Raw genomic sequence first — 20,020 nt, forward strand, 5'->3', positions numbered from 1 at the left:
TATGAACAACATGAACCAAATGATGAAACAAGTGAAGAAAATGCAGGAGCAAATGCTGAAAGCACAAGAGGAACTGGCGGACAAAACAGTCCAAGGTACTTCTGGTGGCGGTGTAGTGACGGCTGAAGTTAACGGACACAAGAAATTGCTTGCTATCACGATCAAACCTGAAGCGGTAGATCCGGAAGATGTTGAAATGTTGCAGGATCTCGTTATGACAGCTGTTAATGATGCTATGGCCAAAGCCGATGAGATTGCCAACAAGGATATGGGCAAGTTCACAGGCGGCATGAATATTCCGGGATTATTTTAATTAAAAAATTGATCCTGTCAAAGGAGACACAATCGATTGTATTATCCCGAACCAATAGCCAAGCTGATTGATGCCTTCACCCGGTTGCCGGGTGTGGGTCCCAAGACGGCAGCGCGTTTAGCTTTTCATGTGCTTAACATGAAGGAAGATGACGTTATCGATTTTGCCAAAGCGCTCGTTAGTGTGAAGCGTAATCTTCATTACTGTTCTGTATGTTGTAATATCACTGATACGGACCCATGTCGCATCTGTCAGGATAAGTCCAGGGATGTATCTGTAATCTGTGTAGTTCAGGATTCGAAAGATCTGGTGGCCATGGAGCGCACCAAGGAATTCGATGGGTACTATCATGTGTTACAGGGCGCGATTTCACCTATGGAGGGAATTGGCCCAGACGATATTCGTTTGAAGGAACTCCTGGTTCGATTAAGTGATGAACGTATAAAAGAGATCATCTTGGCAACGAACCCCAACATTGAGGGTGAGGCTACAGCGATGTATATCTCCCGGTTGGTGCGTCCGTTTGAGATCAGTGTGACTCGTATTGCGCATGGATTGCCTGTAGGTGGCGATCTTGAGTATGCGGATGAAGTGACCCTTTCCAAAGCGTTGGAAGGGCGCAGGGAGATGCGTTAGTGTGATCAATTTGTATTACGCAGCGGACTTCCTTGGAAACTTCGGATGCTAAATAAGTTTCGATGTGCAAAGAGAGCCTTAGGGCTCTCTTTTTTTGTAAAGAAAATGAATGCCCGAGTTCTAAGTTTGTCCTTTCCCTGATAAGTATGAGAATATGCTGTGCTGATCAGGAGGGGGAGAGTTTATGTTTTTGTGGCGAAATACACGGAACTCGGTAGAGAAACACAACAGAATGTTGAAGGAACTTGAGGCGGATCAGATCTATGCAGATATTCAGATGGCTAAGCAGGAGTGGGAACGGGCTATGAGACAGTTTGAAGATGCACAGGGGCAGGATGAGATTGATTATGCTATTTATGTATTGGAGGCAGCTGAGCGGAAGTACCAGATCCACTTGAGAAGAGCAAAGCGAGCCAGAGCTAATGATGATGTTACATCACAGCGAGGGGTTAGTATGTAGAGTCACGTTTACATTAAATACGGAGGTGTAACATATGAAGAGTATCATACTGGGAAGTGTATTGGTTATATCATTACTGGGGCTTATCGTTATTTTATTCAGAAAGCGGATAGGGTTATCGTTTTTCACGTCATTTGGAATTCATCTGGTGCTGGCTGCAGTAGGGATATATATCGTGAATTATTCCGGCTGGATTACAGGAACCTACATCCCGCTGAACCCTGCAACGATAGGGACTGTAACTGTTTTGGGATTGCCAGGTGTGGGGCTATTATTAGGGTTGAAAATTTCTTTGTTCGGATAGTTGACTCGCAGGATATTTATATGGTACATTATATCTCGTTGCTTTGCTTGCTTGGTTAGATGCTTTAGATGAAATGAAGGAGTTCATTGCGAACTTCGAAAAATAATTTCAAAAAAACACTTGACCAAAACAAACGAAGTATGATATATTATAAAAGTCGCCGCTGAGAGAAAATGGTGACGAAAAAACGAGTTTGATCTTTGAAAACTGAACAACGAGTGAGTAAACATTCTGCTTGCAGAATGAACGCGAAAGTTTGAGACAAGCCTTGGCTTGAATCGACTGGAGCACAATTGAGATTTTTAATCTCGTCAGATTCAAAATGAGCTTATCGCTCTTTTCAATACTTTATTGGAGAGTTTGATCCTGGCTCAGGACGAACGCTGGCGGCATGCCTAATACATGCAAGTCGAGCGGACTTGAAGAGAAGCTTGCTTCTCTGATGGTTAGCGGCGGACGGGTGAGTAACACGTAGGCAACCTGCCCTCAAGTTTGGGACAACTACCGGAAACGGTAGCTAATACCGAATAATTGTTTTCTTCGCCTGAAGGAAACTGGAAAGACGGAGCAATCTGTCACTTGGGGATGGGCCTGCGGCGCATTAGCTAGTTGGTGAGGTAACGGCTCACCAAGGCGACGATGCGTAGCCGACCTGAGAGGGTGATCGGCCACACTGGGACTGAGACACGGCCCAGACTCCTACGGGAGGCAGCAGTAGGGAATCTTCCGCAATGGGCGAAAGCCTGACGGAGCAATGCCGCGTGAGTGATGAAGGTTTTCGGATCGTAAAGCTCTGTTGCCAGGGAAGAACGCTTGGGAGAGTAACTGCTCTCAAGGTGACGGTACCTGAGAAGAAAGCCCCGGCTAACTACGTGCCAGCAGCCGCGGTAATACGTAGGGGGCAAGCGTTGTCCGGAATTATTGGGCGTAAAGCGCGCGCAGGCGGTCATTTAAGTCTGGTGTTTAATCCCGGGGCTCAACCCCGGATCGCACTGGAAACTGGGTGACTTGAGTGCAGAAGAGGAGAGTGGAATTCCACGTGTAGCGGTGAAATGCGTAGATATGTGGAGGAACACCAGTGGCGAAGGCGACTCTCTGGGCTGTAACTGACGCTGAGGCGCGAAAGCGTGGGGAGCAAACAGGATTAGATACCCTGGTAGTCCACGCCGTAAACGATGAGTGCTAGGTGTTAGGGGTTTCGATACCCTTGGTGCCGAAGTTAACACATTAAGCACTCCGCCTGGGGAGTACGGTCGCAAGACTGAAACTCAAAGGAATTGACGGGGACCCGCACAAGCAGTGGAGTATGTGGTTTAATTCGAAGCAACGCGAAGAACCTTACCAGGTCTTGACATCCCTCTGATCGATGCAGAGATGTATCTTTCCTTCGGGACAGAGGAGACAGGTGGTGCATGGTTGTCGTCAGCTCGTGTCGTGAGATGTTGGGTTAAGTCCCGCAACGAGCGCAACCCTTATATTTAGTTGCCAGCACTTCGGGTGGGCACTCTAGATAGACTGCCGGTGACAAACCGGAGGAAGGTGGGGATGACGTCAAATCATCATGCCCCTTATGACCTGGGCTACACACGTACTACAATGGCCGGTACAACGGGCTGCGAAATCGCGAGATGGAGCCAATCCCAACAAAGCCGGTCTCAGTTCGGATTGCAGGCTGCAACTCGCCTGCATGAAGTCGGAATTGCTAGTAATCGCGGATCAGCATGCCGCGGTGAATACGTTCCCGGGTCTTGTACACACCGCCCGTCACACCACGAGAGTTTATAACACCCGAAGTCGGTGGGGTAACCGCAAGGAGCCAGCCGCCGAAGGTGGGATAGATGATTGGGGTGAAGTCGTAACAAGGTAGCCGTATCGGAAGGTGCGGCTGGATCACCTCCTTTCTATGGAGAATCGTTTCCTGCAACGGAAACATTCAAATACAAAATCTAGCCAGGTCGGCTAGTTACTCACTCGTTGCTCAGTTTTGAGAGTTTAAACTCTCAAACGTTTGGTGGCGATAGCGAAGGGGTTCCACACGTTCCCATCCCGAACACGACCGTTAAGCCCTTCAGCGTCGATGGTACTTGGACCGCAGGGTCCTGGGAGAGTAGAACGCCGCCAAGCGTAACCCATTTTGGGTTCAAATAGTATATGTAATGTGGGCCCTTAGCTCAGTTGGTTAGAGCGCACCTCTGATAAGGGTGAGGCCGGTGGTTCGAGTCCACCAGGGCCCACCATCTATACCTTTAAACTTTATATGGGGCCATAGCTCAGCTGGGAGAGCGCCTGCCTTGCAAGCAGGAGGTCAGCGGTTCGATCCCGCTTGGCTCCACCAAAAATGTTTTACAAGTTTGTTCTTTGAAAACTAGATATCGAAACGAAACAAACGCGAATTAGAACATTCCTTTAAGCTGAACTTGTGCAAACAAGTCAAGTGTATAAAGGTAGTTAAATTGCTTTTGTGATGGTATCGGGTGAGAGCGACTTTTGGCTTTGCGCAAGCAAAACAAGGGAAGCGAGCGACCGAAACCGGAACAAAATGGTTAAGCTACTAAGAGCACACGGAGGATGCCTAGGCGCTAGGAGCCGATGAAGGACGTGGCGAACAACGAAACTGCCTCGGGGAGCTGTAAGCAAGCTTTGATCCGGGGGTGTCCGAATGGGGAAACCCAGCTGGGGTAATTTCCAGTTACTCATAACTGAATACATAGGTTGTGTAGAGGCATACCAGGGGAACTGAAACATCTAAGTACCCTGAGGAAGAGAAAACAATAGTGATTCCGTCAGTAGCGGCGAGCGAACGCGGAGAAGCCCAAACCAAAGAGCTTGCTCTTTGGGGTTGTGGGACGTCTCACATGGAGTTACAAAGGAACCGGTTAAGCGAAGAGGTCTGGAAAGGCCCGCCAAAGAAGGTAAAAGCCCTGTAGTTGAAAGTCTGTTCCCTCCGAGACGGATCCCGAGTAGTGCGGGGCACGTGAAACCCCGTATGAATCCGGCAGGACCATCTGCCAAGGCTAAATACTTCCTAGCGACCGATAGTGAAGCAGTACCGTGAGGGAAAGGTGAAAAGCACCCCGGAAGGGGAGTGAAATAGAACCTGAAACCGTGTGCTTACAAAAAGTCAGAGCCCGTTTTAGGGGTGATGGCGTGCCTTTTGTAGAATGAACCGGCGAGTTACGTTCCCGTGCAAGGTTAAGGTGAAGAGCCGGAGCCGCAGCGAAAGCGAGTCTGAATAGGGCGACTTAGTACGTGGACGTAGACCCGAAACCGGGTGATCTACCCCTGTCCAGGGTGAAGGTGCGGTAACACGCACTGGAGGCCCGAACCCACGCATGTTGAAAAATGCGGGGATGAGGTGGGGGTAGCGGAGAAATTCCAATCGAACTCGGAGATAGCTGGTTCTCCCCGAAATAGCTTTAGGGCTAGCCTCGGAAACTAGAGTCGTGGAGGTAGAGCACTGATTGGGTGCGGGGCCCGCAAGGGTTACCAAGCTCAGTCAAACTCCGAATGCCATAGACTTACTTCCGGGAGTCAGACAGTGAGTGCTAAGATCCATTGTCAAAAGGGAAACAGCCCAGACCATCAGCTAAGGTCCCCAAGTGTGTGTTAAGTGGGAAAGGATGTGGAGTTGCACAGACAACCAGGATGTTGGCTTAGAAGCAGCCATCATTGAAAGAGTGCGTAATAGCTCACTGGTCGAGTGACTCTGCGCCGAAAATGTAACGGGGCTAAACACACCACCGAAGCTATGGCTTGATGCTTTGCATCAGGGGTAGGGGAGCGTTGTATAAGGGTTGAAGGTGTACCGTAAGGAGCGCTGGACATTATACAAGTGAGAATGCCGGTATGAGTAACGAAAAGATCAGTGAGAATCTGATCCGCCGAAAGCCTAAGGGTTCCTGAGGAAGGCTCGTCCGCTCAGGGTAAGTCGGGACCTAAGGCGAGGCCGAAAGGCGTAGTCGAAGGACAACAGGTCGAAATTCCTGTACCACCGTAAGCCGTTATGAGCAATGGGGGGACGCAGTAGGGTAGTGACGCGGACTGATGGATGTCCGTCTAAGCAGTAAGGCTGATGTGTAGGCAAATCCGCACATTGTAAGGCTGAGCTGTGATGGGGAGCGAAAATTATAGTAGCGAAGGTCATGATCTCACACTGCCAAGAAAAGCCTCTAGCCAGGTGAAGGTGCCCGTACCGCAAACCGACACAGGTAGGCGAGAAGAGTATTCTAAGGCGCGCGGAAGAACTCTCGTTAAGGAACTCGGCAAAATGACCCCGTAACTTCGGGAGAAGGGGTGCCCCGGTAGTGTGAATAGCACGAGGGGGCCGCAGTGAAAAGGCCCAAGCGACTGTTTAGCAAAAACACAGGTCTGTGCGAAGCCGTAAGGCGAAGTATACGGGCTGACGCCTGCCCGGTGCTGGAAGGTTAAGGGGAGTGGTTAGGGAGCAATCCCGAAGCTGTGAACCGAAGCCCCAGTAAACGGCGGCCGTAACTATAACGGTCCTAAGGTAGCGAAATTCCTTGTCAGGTAAATTCTGACCCGCACGAATGGCGTAACGACTTGGGCGCTGTCTCAACGAGAGATCCGGTGAAATTTTAATACCTGTGAAGATGCAGGTTACCCGCGACAAGACGGAAAGACCCCATGGAGCTTTACTGCAGCTTGATATTGAATTTGGGTACGATCTGTACAGGATAGGTGGGAGCCTTTGAAGTGTGAGCGCCAGCTTGCATGGAGGCAACGTTGGGATACCACCCTGATCGTATCTAGGTTCTAACCTGGTACCGTAATCCGGTGCGGGGACAGTGTCAGGTGGGCAGTTTGACTGGGGCGGTCGCCTCCTAAAGAGTAACGGAGGCGCCCAAAGGTTCCCTCAGAATGGTTGGAAATCATTCGAAGAGTGCAAAGGCATAAGGGAGCTTGACTGCGAGACCTACAAGTCGAGCAGGGACGAAAGTCGGGCTTAGTGATCCGGTGGTACCGCATGGAAGGGCCATCGCTCAACGGATAAAAGCTACCCTGGGGATAACAGGCTTATCTCCCCCAAGAGTCCACATCGACGGGGAGGTTTGGCACCTCGATGTCGGCTCATCGCATCCTGGGGCTGAAGTAGGTCCCAAGGGTTGGGCTGTTCGCCCATTAAAGCGGTACGCGAGCTGGGTTCAGAACGTCGTGAGACAGTTCGGTCCCTATCTGTCGTGGGCGTAGGAAATTTGAGAGGAGCTGTCCTTAGTACGAGAGGACCGGGATGGACGTACCGCTGGTGTACCAGTTGTTCCGCCAGGAGCACCGCTGGGTAGCTATGTACGGACGGGATAAACGCTGAAAGCATCTAAGCGTGAAGCCCCCCTCAAGATGAGATTTCCCAGTATGTAAGACCCCTTGAAGACGACGAGGTAGATAGGCTGGGGGTGGAAGTGCAGCAATGCATGGAGCTGACCAGTACTAATCGGTCGAGGGCTTATCCAATAGCAAGTTCTAAATCGCATGTTTCGTTTCGAATCTAGTTTTCAGGGAGCAATCCTTGAATGATGTTGATGATTGTTATTTGGAGAGATACCCAAGTGGCTATAAGGGGACCCTCTGCTAAGGGGTTAGACTGCGTAAGCGGTGCGAGGGTTCGAATCCCTCTCTCTCCGCCATCTTTACCTAAAGATGGACAAGCAATCAAGACACAATTAATATGGCGGTGTAGCTCAGCTGGCTAGAGCGTACGGTTCATACCCGTAAGGTCGGGGGTTCGATCCCCTCCGCCGCTACCATATTACCCAGGAGGCTTAGCTCAGCTGGGAGAGCATCTGCCTTACAAGCAGAGGGTCGGGGGTTCGATCCCCTCAGCCTCCACCATATACGCCGGTGTAGCTCAACTGGTAGAGCAACTGACTTGTAATCAGTAGGTTGGGGGTTCAAGTCCTCTCGCCGGCACCATTAATGCCTGGAACCGTGGTGTAGTTGGCCTAACATGCCTGCCTGTCACGCAGGAGATCGCGGGTTCGAATCCCGTCGGTTCCGCCATTAATCCTAAAAATTAAATATGGCTCGGTAGCTCAGTCGGTAGAGCAGAGGACTGAAAATCCTCGTGTCGGCGGTTCGATTCCGTCCCGAGCCACCTTTAATCCCTGGAGGATTAGCGAAGTGGCCAAACGCATCAGACTGTAAATCTGCTCCCGTACGGGTTCGGTGGTTCGAATCCATCATCCTCCACCAGTTTTATGAGTCATTAGCTCAGTTGGTAGAGCACCTGACTTTTAATCAGGGTGTCGAAGGTTCGAGCCCTTCATGACTCATCTTTAAGAAAAGAGTGATTAATCATTAATTTGATTAGTTGCTCTTTTTTTGTTGTGTAATTTTAGCTCAATATGGATATTTATTAATGCTGGGCAAGATATGATAAACTAATAGAAAACATGCAGAGTGGTGACGTTCATTATATGAAGCTCATACCTGATTTAAAACAGCAAATTGAAGTCATTATAGGCACAAATTTGGACGAATATGAAATTACAATAGAAGAATGGATGCAATCTGTTGCCAATCTAGTTGGTAATCATGAAAATTCAGAGACCCTTGGTGATGAAGGTGAGCGTCAGGAGTTATCTGATCAATCTGCATCTCCAATTTCATCCGATGTGATCAGTTTAAATACGGGAAAGCGTATTTTTTTTAAGGTTCGGATGAATGAGCAAGAAGAGACCGTCGTGTGTTGGGGATGCCCTGCAAAATCAATTACCATGGAAACACGACAATTGATTGAGCTTTTGATCCGTACTAACACGGCTCTACCCGATGAGGTACAACCTGTTGTATATGAGAATGATAGGGAGCAGTATTTGACTGAATTGGGTCTCTGGCTTAAAGAGCAGATCGAAGAACCAACCAAGCAGGAATCTGAAGCGGTTCCTGATCGCTTTGTGGTGCCCGCAGGATTAAATGCTGAGAAAATTCTCTTCTTGCTGCAAGGGGATACACCGGATGCACATCGTTTACGATCCAAGGAACTCAACAAGTTGCTTGAGAGTTACTTTGGCGAGGAAATTGTCTTGATTCCTTTGGGGGAGCAAGAGTGGATTTTTATGGGTGATAAAGAAATTGTTACAGAAGAAGCCGAGGAAGATACAACGGAGGCCAAAAAGGATTCACTGAACGCTTTTTGTCTGGGGTTGCATGAATTGGTTGCCAGTGAGTGGGCTGGGGTGTTCCATCTGTCTGCATCTCTGCCATGCATTCCTGCGCAACAACTTGTATCGGTCACAACTCTTCTTAGAGAAAGTGTACACTTAGGGAGAGCATTCCATGTTACGCAGCATATTCATCTCCCATGGGACCTTCACCTGGAGCGGTTGGTTGCGAGCATTCCAGATGACCAACGTACACGTTTTATAAAGGAAACAGGCAAAGATACGGTAATCTTCAATGACAGTGAGACACTTGCTACGCTGGAGACCTTTTTTAGCCTGGACTGTAATGTCAGCGAGACAGCGAAACGACTTTTCATTCATCGTAATACGTTGGTTTATCGTCTAGACAAGATAAAACAGGAGATTGGTTACGATGTGAGGCACTTCGAAAGTGCTGTTCTAGTGCAGTTTTTACTACTAATGTACAAAGTGACGAAAAAGCATTGATATTTTTGTGCAGTTTGCGAATAGTCAAACCTCACGTTGATAGGGTATTATAAAAATACAAATTGTATTCGATTACAAAATGATCTCTGAGGAGGCAACAATCATGGCTGGAGTACGTTTAGAGCATATTTTCAAAAAATACCCGGGTTCTGATAAAGCAACTGTAGTTGACATTAACCTGGACATTAAAGATAAAGAATTTCTGGTACTGGTAGGTCCGTCCGGTTGTGGTAAATCAACAACACTTCGTATGATCGCAGGCCTTGAGGAAATTTCTGAAGGTAAACTCTATATCGGTGACCGTGTCGTTAATGATGTTGCACCTAAAGACCGCGATATCGCGATGGTATTCCAATCCTATGCCTTGTATCCGCATATGAGCGTATATCAAAACATGGCGTTTGGTTTGAAATTGCGTAAGGTTAAAAAAGATGAGATCGACAAACGTGTACGTGAAGCAGCTAAAATCCTGGATATCGAACATTTGCTTGAGCGTAAACCTAAGGCATTGTCCGGTGGTCAACGTCAACGTGTCGCTTTGGGACGTGCGATTGTCCGTGATCCACAAGTGTTCTTGATGGATGAGCCTCTCTCCAACTTGGATGCCAAACTGCGTGGTCAAATGCGTGCTGAGATCACTAAACTTGCGAAACGTTTGGAAACAACTGTTATCTACGTAACGCATGACCAGATCGAAGCTATGACGATGGGTGATCGGATCGTTGTTATGAAGGATGGTATCATCCAACAAGCAGCTTCTCCGGAAGAGTTGTACAACCTGCCGGCTAACCTGTTCGTAGCTGGTTTCATCGGTTCCCCGACAATGAACTTTATCTCGGGTAAACTCGCTGAGCAAGGTACTAGCATGCATTTCATAGCTCCTGGTGTGGATGTTGAAATCCCGCAAGGTAAAGCACAAGTGTTGAAATCTAGAGGATACATTGGTAAAGAAGTGATTCTGGGTGTTCGTCCAGAAGACATTCACGAAGAGCCAGTATTCCTGGAAGCATCCCCGAACTCTGTATTCTCTACACACGTAGATGTTACAGAGAACCTGGGTCACGAAATGCTCCTCTACTTGAGCGGTGTTGGTAATGATACAACGATCGCACGTGTAGACGGACGTTCTAACACTCGTGATGGTTCCACAGTTAAAATGGCCATCGACATGAACAAAGTTCATATCTTTGACAAAGAGACTGAAGTGAACGTACTTCTTCAAGACAAATAATACTGGGATTCCTCGGTGACGATGGAACCTGACAGTTAACGCAATTATACATTGTAATGAGAGCCCCTTCCGTTATTGCTGGAAGGGGCTTTTTTAAGATTATTGGAATTATAAGTTTCCGCAGAGTTGAAGGATTAATAATCGTAAGAAAAAGACCCCTTAAACTACGAATGTAGTATCCTAGAAGGTGCTTCGATCAGAAGACTTTTCTTACTAATGGTTGTCGGAGGCTGCGATTGCATTCATCCCGGAATTCATTTAAGATTATTTGAAGGTCTGTCTTCATTTATTTGAGAGAATCGACTGTTGGAAGGGTATGCATTCTGTACCCCATGTTGTGAATGCGCTAATAATGGAAATAACTGATACACGATCTGATGTACATAGAGGGACAGCTAATGCTGAAAGGAAGAGACAAATGGCGAAAAAAGTGAAAGTATCTGAACTGGTGCAGCAATTTCAGTTGGAGGTTGTTTCTGGATCTCACGGATTGAAAAGAGTCATTACGGTAGATGACCTGAACCGTCCTGGTCTGGAAATGGCCGGTTATTTTGAATACCATCCACAAGAACGGGTACAGCTACTTGGAAGAACGGAGTTAGCTTTCTTTGCAATGTTACCTGAGCAAGAGCGGCGCGATCGTATGCAACGTCTTTGTACGGAAGAGACGCCTTGTATCGTTGTCACGCGTGGACTGGAAGTCCCGCAAGAGCTGATTGATATTAGTGAAGAGCAGAATCTGGCTGTACTTCGCAGCAATATGGCTACTACGATTCTATCCAGCCGGATCACGGGATTCCTAGAAAAGAAATTGGCACCAACAGCAACCATTCACGGTGTACTTTGTGATGTATATGGCGTAGGTATGCTGATCACAGGTAGCAGCGGTATTGGTAAGAGTGAAACAGCACTTGAACTGGTGAAACGTGGACACCGACTGATTGCCGATGATGCGGTAGAGATCCGCCAAACGTCAGATTTTCAGCTGCACGGTACTGCACCTGAATTGATCCGCCACTTGCTCGAAATTCGAGGTGTCGGTATTATCAACGTCATGACATTGTTCGGAGCTGGTGCGGTTCGGAATAACAAACGGATTACTTTGGTTGTACGTCTGGAAGCATGGCAGCAGGATAAACAATATGATCGTCTGGGTCTGGATGAAGAGACTACACGTATCATTGATACGGATGTACCTCTCGTTACGATTCCTGTTCGTCCGGGACGGAACTTGGCGGTTATTATTGAAGTGGCAGGTATGAACTATCGCCTGAAACAGATGGGTCTGAATGCTGCGCTGCAATTCACGAACAAGCTGACAGCAACCATCTCGGAAGATATGGAAGACATGGATTAAGAAACATTTTATACAAGGAAATGAACACAAATGGTTGACATGTACTGCTTCTCTTAAGGCGCAGGTCATGCCAACCATTCGTCATGCGTGCGATTGATTGAATAAATAGGAGTGTGAATGAATGGATACATTATTACTGTTGAACCCGATTGCGTTCTCTATTGGAGCGTTAAAGGTTCACTGGTACGGGCTTATTCTTGGTGCTGCGGCACTTATAGGACTCCTGCTCGTGATCCGGGAGGGCAAACGCTACAATATTCCACAGGAAGTGTTCATGGACATGGTCTTGCTGGGCGTGCCTTCTGCCATCATTGGTGCCCGCATCTACTACGTCGCATTTAAATGGGAAGATTATAAGGATAATTTCTGGGACGTCTTTAAAATATGGAATGGCGGTATCGCCATCTATGGTGCCCTTATTGGTGCAATCATCTGTGCAGTTATTTTCTTCCGTCGTAAAGGGTATAACTTCTGGCGTATGGCCGATATCTGTGCGCCTGGACTGCTCGTTGGACAGTTGATCGGACGCTGGGGGAACTTTGTGAATCAGGAAGCCTACGGCGGTCCTGTGGAAGAATCATTTTTGAGAGACAAGCTTCATCTGCCGGACTTTATTGTGAATCAAATGAACGTAGAAGGCGTATTCCACCATCCTGCGTTTTTGTATGAATCGATGTGGAGTCTCGTTGGTCTGGTCTTGCTGTTGGTTCTGCGTCGTCAGAAGTTTCTGCGTTCAGGTGAACTGTTCATGTCTTATTTCATCTGGTACTCAATCGGTCGTTTCTTCATTGAAGCTTTACGTACAGACAGTCTTGGCTTCCAGGCTCCGCAATGGGTTGCTTCATTAGTGAACGGACTGTGGTCTCCAATGACTGCAATGGGCTTTGAACAAGGATATCTTGATCCTGCTTATGGTAATGTAAGAATCTCGCAACTGCTCGCGATTGGCATCATTATTGTTGCTGTTGTATTCATTGTGGTGAGAAGAGTGACAGGTAAAGCAGATGTTCGTTATAGTGATCCGATTGTATCGTCCAAAGTTACCTCAGATGATATGGAGCATACGGGAACAGTTGCTGGCAAAGAGAATAAGTTAACACCTCCAGCCAAAGATGAATCCAAGCAAGTTGATGATAAAAAGGAGTAATGCAACATGATTGACACGGTATTGTTTGATCTGGACGGAACGATTATTGACACCAATGAGTTGATTATCAGCTCATTCCAGCATGTCATGGGGGGATGGAAGCATTCAGCTCCATGGACTCGGGAACAGATCATTCCACATATGGGTGGCACACTGGAGCAGCAAATGCGTACCTTCTCTGGCCAGGAGGAAGTCTCCGAGTACGTGAAAGGTTACCGTGCTTATAATGATATCCATCATGAAGCGATGGTTAGACCATTTCCACATGTTATTGAGGTAGTAGAGGCGCTGCATCAGGCTGGCATTGTTATGGGTGTGGTCACAACCAAGATTCGTCCATCTACATTAAAGGTGCTAGAACGTTTTGACCTACTGAAATATATGAAGACAATTGTAACAGTGACCGATGTGGCGAATCCGAAGCCGCACGCTGAACCTGTATTGAAAGCGATGACGGAACTGGGTGCAGATCCTGCCAAAACGTTAATGGTGGGTGACAGTCCAGTGGATATCCAATCGGCACAGAATGCGGGCGCACTCTCGGCGGGGGTTGCATGGTCTCTTAAAGGAGAAACAATCCTGAACGGATATGGACCCGACTATATGTTGCATGACATGAGAGACTTGTTGAAACTCATCCGTATTGAAACGGGACGTTCATGAGAAAAGTAACCCGCTATCCGGTAGAGGACCAGAATGCACTTTGGCATATCTACAAGACAGTGAGTCCGTGGAAGGGCGTTCGTAATTTTATCTGGATCCAGTTGTCACGTTATTGTCCAATCCTATCGGTGAAGAATTGGATTTACCGCCGAATGCTCGGTATGAAGGTGGGAAAACACACAGCCTTTGGCCTGATGGTAATGGTGGATGTGTTTTTTCCGGAGAAAATAACGGTCGGCGAAAACTCGGTCATCGGTTACAACACAACGATTCTCGCTCATGAGTATCTCATTAAGGAGTACAGGCTCGGTGAGGTGATTATCGGGGAAAATGTACTGATTGGTGCTAACACAACGATTCTTCCCGGGGTAACCATAGGAGATGGAGCCGTTGTGGCTGCTGGAGCAGTCGTACATAAGGATGTTGCACCAGGAGCTTTTGTTGGAGGGAATCCACTGCGTGATTTATCCCGCGCGGCAGCTTCCACGGAAGAAACTGTCTTTAACACGGATGAATCTTCTCAGGGTAGTGTGCATTGAGCCAATAAAGTAATGAATGAAGATGAATCAATGAAGATGATTCGAAGTAAAAAGCTGCTTATGGCAGCTTTTTTCGTATATAAATACCGATTGGCGAGCGTAACGGTGTGTATATAAAACGATATGTCGATCTAAGGGCAATCAAGCTTTGGTATTGTTGACGGTAGTGCGGATTTCATGTTATCATATCCCATATCCTTTAGTTTGTTAGCACTTTACCATGTGAAAGTATTCTTGGAGAAATGAAGCATGATAAGGATTGGAATAAACCAATAGTTGAAGGCTTATGCGATAATACTGTGATTCAGGTTTATAAGATAGAATGGGGATTTACACTACATAAATCCTGTTGAAATAGAACGAGTGCAACTCTTAAATTACTGACTCGGGGTGAATATTACCAATGTCCAAACCAAAAGGTTTTGAAAAACCGACCGGATTCCGCGACTATACACCACATGTAGTATCCAAGCTGCGGACGATTGAACGCAATGTACTGGAATGTATGGAACGCTGGGGTTACCGTCAGATTATCACACCAACGATTGAATATTACGATACGGTAGGTGTGGCAAGCTCTACATCAGATCGTAAATTATTTAAATTGCTAAACAGCAGGGGAACCACACTGGTACTTAGATCGGATCTAACGGCTCCAATTGCACGCGTAGTTTCATCCATGCTCAAAGATGAGCAGTTGCCACTGCGTTTATCCTATCATGCGAACGTATTCCGTTCTATTGAAGAGGAAGCTGGACGTGAAGCTGAATTTTTCCAGACGGGCGTGGAGCTGGTTGGAGACGACTCACCTGAAGCGGATGCAGAAGTTGTTGCGCTTGCGATTGCCTCTTTGCAGGCAGCGGGTGTGTCTTCTTTTAAAATTGCGATGGGCCATATGGGATTCCTGAACGGATTACTGGAGGAAGTGATTCCAGGCCAGACCGCTGAGCAGGAGCAATTGAAGGAAGGGCTGCTCGGACGTGATTATGTCGGCTATCGCCAGTCGATTGAAGCATTGAATCTGGAGCCTAAGTTGAAAGAACAGCTTGAAGCGATCCTTCGTCTGCGTGGTGGCAAGGAAGTATGCACACATGCGGTAGAGCTAAGTTCAAGTGCTGAAGCAGCACAGTCGATTGCACATCTGTGTGCTGTATTCGAAGTGTTGGAAGCGTACGGTGTATCCGAGCATGTGCTGATTGATCTGACGATGATCGGTGATTTCTCCTATTATACGGGCATGACCTTTGAAGGGTATGCAGCCGAACTGGGATCTCCGGTATGTAGCGGCGGACGGTATGATAATCTGTTACAACAGTTTGGTCGTTCATTGCCAGCTACAGGATTTGCACTGAAAACGAACCGTATTATTGATGGTGTTCATGGCATTGCGATTGAAGAGAAAAAACCGGTACTTATCCAATATACCCCGAAACGTCGGGCCGAGGCACTAACAGAAGCGGCAAGATTACGCAGTATGGGACAAAATGTAGTGACACTCCTTCTTCCTGAAGATGGGGCTGGGGCAAGTGCCGTATCGGTTGAAGCAAGAACCGCTCAGGCTGAGCAGGTTATTACTTACGGATCTGAAGAAGGAGGACGCTGAGATGTCGGATATTCTGAAGGTGGCCATGCCGAAGGGCCGAATCTATAAAAAAGCCTCCAAATTGTTCCGTGAAGCGGGGCTGGATATTCCAGAAGACGTGGACGATACACGCAGATTGGTCATCGAAGTACCGGAAGCGGGAATGGAATTCATTATGGCGAAGCCAGTAGATGTTCCAACGTACGTGGAGTACGGTGTTGCCGATATCGGAATTGTTGGTAAAGACGTGCTGCTGGAGGAAGATCGGGATGTGTACGAACTGTTGAATCTGGGAATCGCTCAGTGCCGTATGTCTGTGATCGGACTTCCAGACTGGAAGCCAGGCATCCAGCAACGTGTTGCAACGAAGTATCCAAGGATTGCTTCACAGTATTTTCGGGAGCAGGGGCAGCAGGTCGAGGTGATCAAGCTGAATGGTTCCATTGAGCTGGCACCCCTGATTGGTCTGGCAGATCGGATCGTCGATCTGGTGGAGACAGGTCAGACGCTGCGAGAGAACGGACTTGTGGAGATGACGGGCATTCTGGATATCACGAGCCGTCTTATCGCGAATCGGGTAAGTTATCGGATGAAAAATGCACGAATCCAGGCTATATGTGATGCACTTCAGCAGGTCATACCGGCATCGAATGAGATATCGGCGGGAAGCTTTCGGGGATAAACTACTGCGTCAGAAATATAGATGAGAAACATGTAAAGCAGAAGCAAAAGCAAGAGTAAGAGACACAAAAAGGAAACGAATCGGCCACAAAAAGGCAGGCATTACAGAGGATGAGGAGGTTGTACGTATGAAAATTGTACCTGCACGGGAGTTTGATCTGAAGCGGGAAGTGGAGTATGGCACGCCGGAGCAAAATGAAACGGTACGGCGCATTGTCAGCGACATTCGCCGTGAGGGTGATGCGGCACTGCTGCGTTACACAGAGCAGCTGGACCGCACAAAGCTGACGGCCGCGGAATTGCGCGTGCCGCAGGAAGAGCTGCAGGCGGCTTATGCAGCCGTGGAGCCATCCTTTGTGACGGCGATTCGGCAAGCCGCCGCCAACATTCGTGCGTTTCACGAGAAACAGAAACGCAACTCGTGGATGGATTGGCAGCCGGACGGCAGCCTGCTGGGCCAGGTCATCCGACCGCTGAAGCGCGTCGGCGTCTATGTACCTGGCGGCAAAGCAGCGTATCCATCGTCTGTGCTGATGAATGTGATTCCGGCACAGGTGGCAGGCGTGCCGGAGATTGTTCTCGTGACGCCGCCGTCTACGAATGGTGGCGAAGGTATTAACCCGTACATCCTCGTTGCTGCTGCGGAAGCAGGCGTGAGCGAGATGTACCGGGTTGGCGGCGCTCAAGCTATCGCCGCCCTGGCTTACGGCACGGAGAGTATTGCCCCGGTCGATAAAATCTGTGGACCGGGCAATATTTACGTGGCGCTCGCGAAGCGCGAGGTGTACGGTGCGGTCGATATCGATAGTATCGCCGGGCCGAGTGAGATTGTGGTGCTCGCCGATGATACGGCGAATCCAGTGTACGTCGCCGCCGACCTGTTGTCGCAGGCGGAACATGACGAGATGGCATCGGCCATTCTCGTCACGAATTCGGCCACGCTGGCGGAAGCCGTGCAGGGCGAAGTGCAGCGGCAGCTTGAAGTGCTGCCGCGGCGGGATATCGCTGCTGCTTCCGTGGAGCAGTATGGCGCTATTATTGTAGTCGATTCCATCGATGAGGGAATTGACGTGGTGAACCGGCTCGCACCGGAGCATCTGGAGATCATGGTGCAGGAGCCGATGGCTTACGCTGGCCGGATCGAAAATGCCGGTGCGATCTTCCTCGGCCCATACAGCTCGGAGCCGGTAGGGGATTACTTTGCCGGACCGAATCATATTATTCCAACCAATGGAACCGCGCGATTCAGTTCACCGGTGGATGTGGATGATTTTATCAAGAAATCGAGTCTGATCTATTATAGTAAAGAAGCGCTGCTGCAGAACGGAGCGGCTATTATAGAGTTGGCCCGCCATGAGGGTCTTGAAGGGCATGCCCGTGCAATTGCTGTACGGTTAGAACAGGAAGGAAAGGCGGAATCGGACAATGGATAAGCAAAATAATGGTGTGGAACTTGAAAACAAAGGTGCAGTGCGCCAAGCAGAGGTTGACCGCAAAACAAACGAGACCAATATCCAATTGGCCTTTAATGTAGATGGAACAGGACAATCCACGATTGAAACGGATGTCCCCTTCCTGAACCATATGCTGGATCTGTTCACCAAGCACGGACAATTCGACCTGAACGTGCAGGCTCGCGGAGATATTGATATCGACGATCATCACACGGTTGAAGACATCGGAATCTGTCTGGGACAGACGTTGCGAGAAGCGTTGGGTGACAAACGCGGTATTAAGCGATACGCCAGTGTTTTTGTACCAATGGACGAGGCACTCGCTCAGGTCATTATTGATGTGAGCAACCGACCTCACTTTGAATACCGTGCAGAATACCCTTCCCAACAGGTAGGCAGTTTCTCCACGGAGCTGGTACATGAATTCCTGTGGAAATTGGCGCTGGAAGCTCGAATTACGTTACATGTCATTGTGCACTATGGTCAGAACACCCACCACATGATTGAAGCGATCTTTAAGGCGCTGGGACGTGCACTGGATGAAGCAACGATGATTGATCCACGTGTAACGGGTGTGCCTTCCACGAAGGGAGTGCTGTAGACGATGGCGATTGCAATTGTCGATTACGGTATGGGTAACCTGCACAGCGTCGGCAAAGCGGTCGAACGTCTTGGCTACGAAGCGCTGGTCACGGGTGACCGGGAAGAGATTCTTGGCGCAGATGGTGTCATTCTGCCAGGCGTAGGTGCTTTTGGTGATGCGATGGTTCATCTGCGGGAGAGTGGACTGGATACGGTGGTGAAGGAAGCCGCTGCCGGGTCCAAGCCACTGCTAGGTATCTGTCTGGGCATGCAATTATTGTTCAGCTCAAGTGAAGAGCATGGCGAGCATGAGGGACTGGATATTTTGCCAGGTAAAGTGGTGCGATTCGCACCAGGAAAGCTGAAAGTTCCTCATATGGGATGGAACCGTTTGGAATTCCTGCACGCGGAAAACCCGCTATTTGTGAGGCTTGAGGCAGGTCACGTCTATTTTGTCCATTCCTATCATGCGCTTACTGAAAACAGGGACGATCTGCTGGCGGTAACGGATTACGGGCATCCGGTGACAGCCATTGTAGGCAGAGGATCCAACTTCGGCATGCAATTCCACCCGGAGAAAAGTGGAGAGCTTGGTATAAAGCTCCTCGGTAACTTTTTGGCTCTGACAGGAGCACCTGTACAAAGGTAAAACATCATCTCTTCTTAACTATAGAAAGCGTACAAATCTAATTCATATTCAGGAGGCCTTGTATGTCATCTTTTATCCTATATCCGGCGATTGATATCCGGGACGGCAAATGTGTAAGACTGGTGCAGGGAGATTATAATCAGGAGACCGTGTATAACGATGACCCGGTTCAAGTGGCTCTATCCTGGGAGAAGCAAGGCGGTACATACGTTCATCTGGTGGATCTGGATGGTGCGAAAGCAGGGCACCCTGTTAACGATGAGCTGATCGGGCGGATTGCCTCGGCTGTGAACGTACCTGTTCAGGTGGGCGGCGGACTTCGTACGGTAGCGGATGTAGAACGTTTGCTGGGTCTGGGTGTTAGCCGGCTGATCATTGGAACAGCAGCGATTGAGGATCGTGCTTTTACAGAGGAAGTACTGGGACGTTATGGCGACAAAGTGGCAATTGGCATCGACGCTCGTAATGGTTACGTGGCAACCCGCGGATGGCTTGAAACATCGGAAGTACAGGCAGAGGTACTCGCGAAGGAACTGGCGGCATATGGCGCAGAAACGTTTATCTTTACGGATATTTCCCGTGATGGCATGATGCAGGGTCCTAATGTGGAAGCGATTGTGTCTCTAGCTAAGGCAAGCGGACGGACGGTTATTGCTTCAGGCGGTGTGAGTGTAATGGATGATCTGCTTCGTCTGAGTCGCCACGCGGATGATGGTGTTGGTGGAGCAATTGTGGGTAAAGCACTGTATACGGGAAGCATCGATCTGTCTGAAGCAGTACGTGCGGTCAATAAGTAA

Annotated in this window: 16 protein-coding genes, 10 tRNA genes and 3 rRNA genes; all 29 read left to right on the forward strand. The window is 48.6% G+C overall.

Annotated features, from left to right (window positions below):
* The first annotated feature begins 1 nt into the window (after position 1).
* Entirely contained in the window at positions 2-313 is a 312-nt protein-coding gene (locus MHH92_RS00650; protein WP_036607248.1) for a YbaB/EbfC family nucleoid-associated protein, read from the forward strand.
* Between the two features lie 36 nt (positions 314-349).
* The gene (gene recR / locus MHH92_RS00655; protein WP_036607246.1) at positions 350-949 is read left to right on the forward strand and encodes a recombination mediator RecR; all 600 of its coding nucleotides are present in this window, start codon (positions 350-352) and stop codon (positions 947-949) included.
* Positions 950-1,181: 232 nt separating this feature from the next.
* Positions 1,182-1,409, forward strand: a complete 228-nt coding sequence (locus MHH92_RS00660) for a DUF2508 family protein (RefSeq protein ID WP_051447031.1) — start codon at positions 1,182-1,184, stop codon at positions 1,407-1,409.
* Between the two features lie 34 nt (positions 1,410-1,443).
* Positions 1,444-1,713 (forward strand): pro-sigmaK processing inhibitor BofA family protein, encoded by a 270-nt coding sequence (locus MHH92_RS00665; protein ID WP_036607241.1) that lies wholly within the window; start codon positions 1,444-1,446, stop codon positions 1,711-1,713.
* Between the two features lie 348 nt (positions 1,714-2,061).
* Positions 2,062-3,614, forward strand: a 16S ribosomal RNA gene (locus MHH92_RS00670).
* A 106-nt stretch (positions 3,615-3,720) separates the two neighbouring features.
* Positions 3,721-3,837, forward strand: a 5S ribosomal RNA gene (rrf, locus tag MHH92_RS00675).
* Positions 3,838-3,873: 36 nt separating this feature from the next.
* Positions 3,874-3,950 (forward strand) — tRNA-Ile (locus MHH92_RS00680).
* Between the two features lie 22 nt (positions 3,951-3,972).
* A tRNA-Ala gene (locus tag MHH92_RS00685) sits at positions 3,973-4,048 on the forward strand.
* Between the two features lie 206 nt (positions 4,049-4,254).
* Positions 4,255-7,182 (forward strand): 23S ribosomal RNA (locus tag MHH92_RS00690).
* Together the 16S, 23S and 5S rRNA genes with 10 tRNA genes alongside form the textbook arrangement of a ribosomal RNA operon.
* 81 nt (positions 7,183-7,263) lie before the next feature.
* Positions 7,264-7,355 (forward strand) — tRNA-Ser (locus MHH92_RS00695).
* 43 nt (positions 7,356-7,398) lie between these two features.
* Positions 7,399-7,475 (forward strand) — tRNA-Met (locus MHH92_RS00700).
* 9 nt (positions 7,476-7,484) lie between these two features.
* Positions 7,485-7,560, forward strand: a tRNA-Val gene (locus MHH92_RS00705).
* A gap of 5 nt (positions 7,561-7,565) precedes the next feature.
* A tRNA-Thr gene (locus MHH92_RS00710) sits at positions 7,566-7,641 on the forward strand.
* A gap of 9 nt (positions 7,642-7,650) precedes the next feature.
* Positions 7,651-7,728: transfer RNA gene (locus MHH92_RS00715), tRNA-Asp, on the forward strand.
* Between the two features lie 21 nt (positions 7,729-7,749).
* A tRNA-Phe gene (locus MHH92_RS00720) sits at positions 7,750-7,822 on the forward strand.
* A gap of 12 nt (positions 7,823-7,834) precedes the next feature.
* A tRNA-Tyr gene (locus tag MHH92_RS00725) sits at positions 7,835-7,920 on the forward strand.
* Positions 7,921-7,927: 7 nt separating this feature from the next.
* Positions 7,928-8,000, forward strand: a tRNA-Lys gene (locus MHH92_RS00730).
* Positions 8,001-8,144: 144 nt separating this feature from the next.
* Complete coding sequence (locus MHH92_RS00735; protein WP_340901568.1) at positions 8,145-9,338, forward strand: PucR family transcriptional regulator; 1,194 nt, start codon at positions 8,145-8,147, stop codon at positions 9,336-9,338.
* Positions 9,339-9,441: 103 nt separating this feature from the next.
* A complete protein-coding gene (locus tag MHH92_RS00740) occupies positions 9,442-10,569 on the forward strand; it encodes an ABC transporter ATP-binding protein (RefSeq protein WP_017691279.1) in 1,128 nt (375 codons plus the stop codon).
* A 418-nt stretch (positions 10,570-10,987) separates the two neighbouring features.
* The gene (gene hprK, locus MHH92_RS00745; protein WP_017691278.1) at positions 10,988-11,926 is read left to right on the forward strand and encodes an HPr(Ser) kinase/phosphatase; all 939 of its coding nucleotides are present in this window, start codon (positions 10,988-10,990) and stop codon (positions 11,924-11,926) included.
* Between the two features lie 121 nt (positions 11,927-12,047).
* Positions 12,048-13,073 carry a prolipoprotein diacylglyceryl transferase gene (gene lgt / locus MHH92_RS00750; RefSeq protein WP_036616160.1) on the forward strand — a complete coding sequence of 342 codons (1,026 nt, stop codon included), beginning with the start codon at positions 12,048-12,050 and terminating at the stop codon, positions 13,071-13,073.
* Positions 13,074-13,079: 6 nt separating this feature from the next.
* Positions 13,080-13,736, forward strand: a complete 657-nt coding sequence (gene ppaX, locus MHH92_RS00755) for a pyrophosphatase PpaX (protein WP_340901569.1) — start codon at positions 13,080-13,082, stop codon at positions 13,734-13,736.
* Positions 13,733-14,275, forward strand: a complete 543-nt coding sequence (locus MHH92_RS00760) for an acyltransferase (protein ID WP_340901570.1) — start codon at positions 13,733-13,735, stop codon at positions 14,273-14,275. The genes ppaX and MHH92_RS00760 overlap by 4 nt, the downstream gene beginning before the upstream one ends.
* A 403-nt stretch (positions 14,276-14,678) precedes the next feature.
* Positions 14,679-15,878 carry an ATP phosphoribosyltransferase regulatory subunit gene (locus tag MHH92_RS00765; protein ID WP_340901571.1) on the forward strand — a complete coding sequence of 400 codons (1,200 nt, stop codon included), beginning with the start codon at positions 14,679-14,681 and terminating at the stop codon, positions 15,876-15,878.
* Between the two features lies 1 nt (position 15,879).
* Positions 15,880-16,539 (forward strand): ATP phosphoribosyltransferase, encoded by a 660-nt coding sequence (hisG, locus tag MHH92_RS00770; protein WP_340901572.1) that lies wholly within the window; start codon positions 15,880-15,882, stop codon positions 16,537-16,539.
* A 127-nt stretch (positions 16,540-16,666) separates the two neighbouring features.
* Positions 16,667-17,971: a histidinol dehydrogenase gene (hisD, locus tag MHH92_RS00775; protein ID WP_074092955.1), complete on the forward strand. Its 1,305-nt coding sequence runs from the start codon at positions 16,667-16,669 to the stop codon at positions 17,969-17,971.
* Positions 17,964-18,593, forward strand: a complete 630-nt coding sequence (gene hisB, locus MHH92_RS00780) for an imidazoleglycerol-phosphate dehydratase HisB (protein ID WP_036674766.1) — start codon at positions 17,964-17,966, stop codon at positions 18,591-18,593. Before hisD ends, hisB begins: the two co-directional genes overlap by 8 nt.
* A 3-nt stretch (positions 18,594-18,596) precedes the next feature.
* Complete coding sequence (gene hisH, locus MHH92_RS00785; RefSeq protein ID WP_340901573.1) at positions 18,597-19,223, forward strand: imidazole glycerol phosphate synthase subunit HisH; 627 nt, start codon at positions 18,597-18,599, stop codon at positions 19,221-19,223.
* A 62-nt stretch (positions 19,224-19,285) separates the two neighbouring features.
* Positions 19,286-20,020: a 1-(5-phosphoribosyl)-5-[(5-phosphoribosylamino)methylideneamino]imidazole-4-carboxamide isomerase gene (gene hisA / locus MHH92_RS00790; RefSeq protein ID WP_047841450.1), complete on the forward strand. Its 735-nt coding sequence runs from the start codon at positions 19,286-19,288 to the stop codon at positions 20,018-20,020.

Source organism: Paenibacillus sp. FSL M7-1414, from assembly GCF_038003195.1.
Taxonomy (GTDB): Bacteria; Bacillota; Bacilli; order Paenibacillales; family Paenibacillaceae; genus Paenibacillus; species Paenibacillus amylolyticus.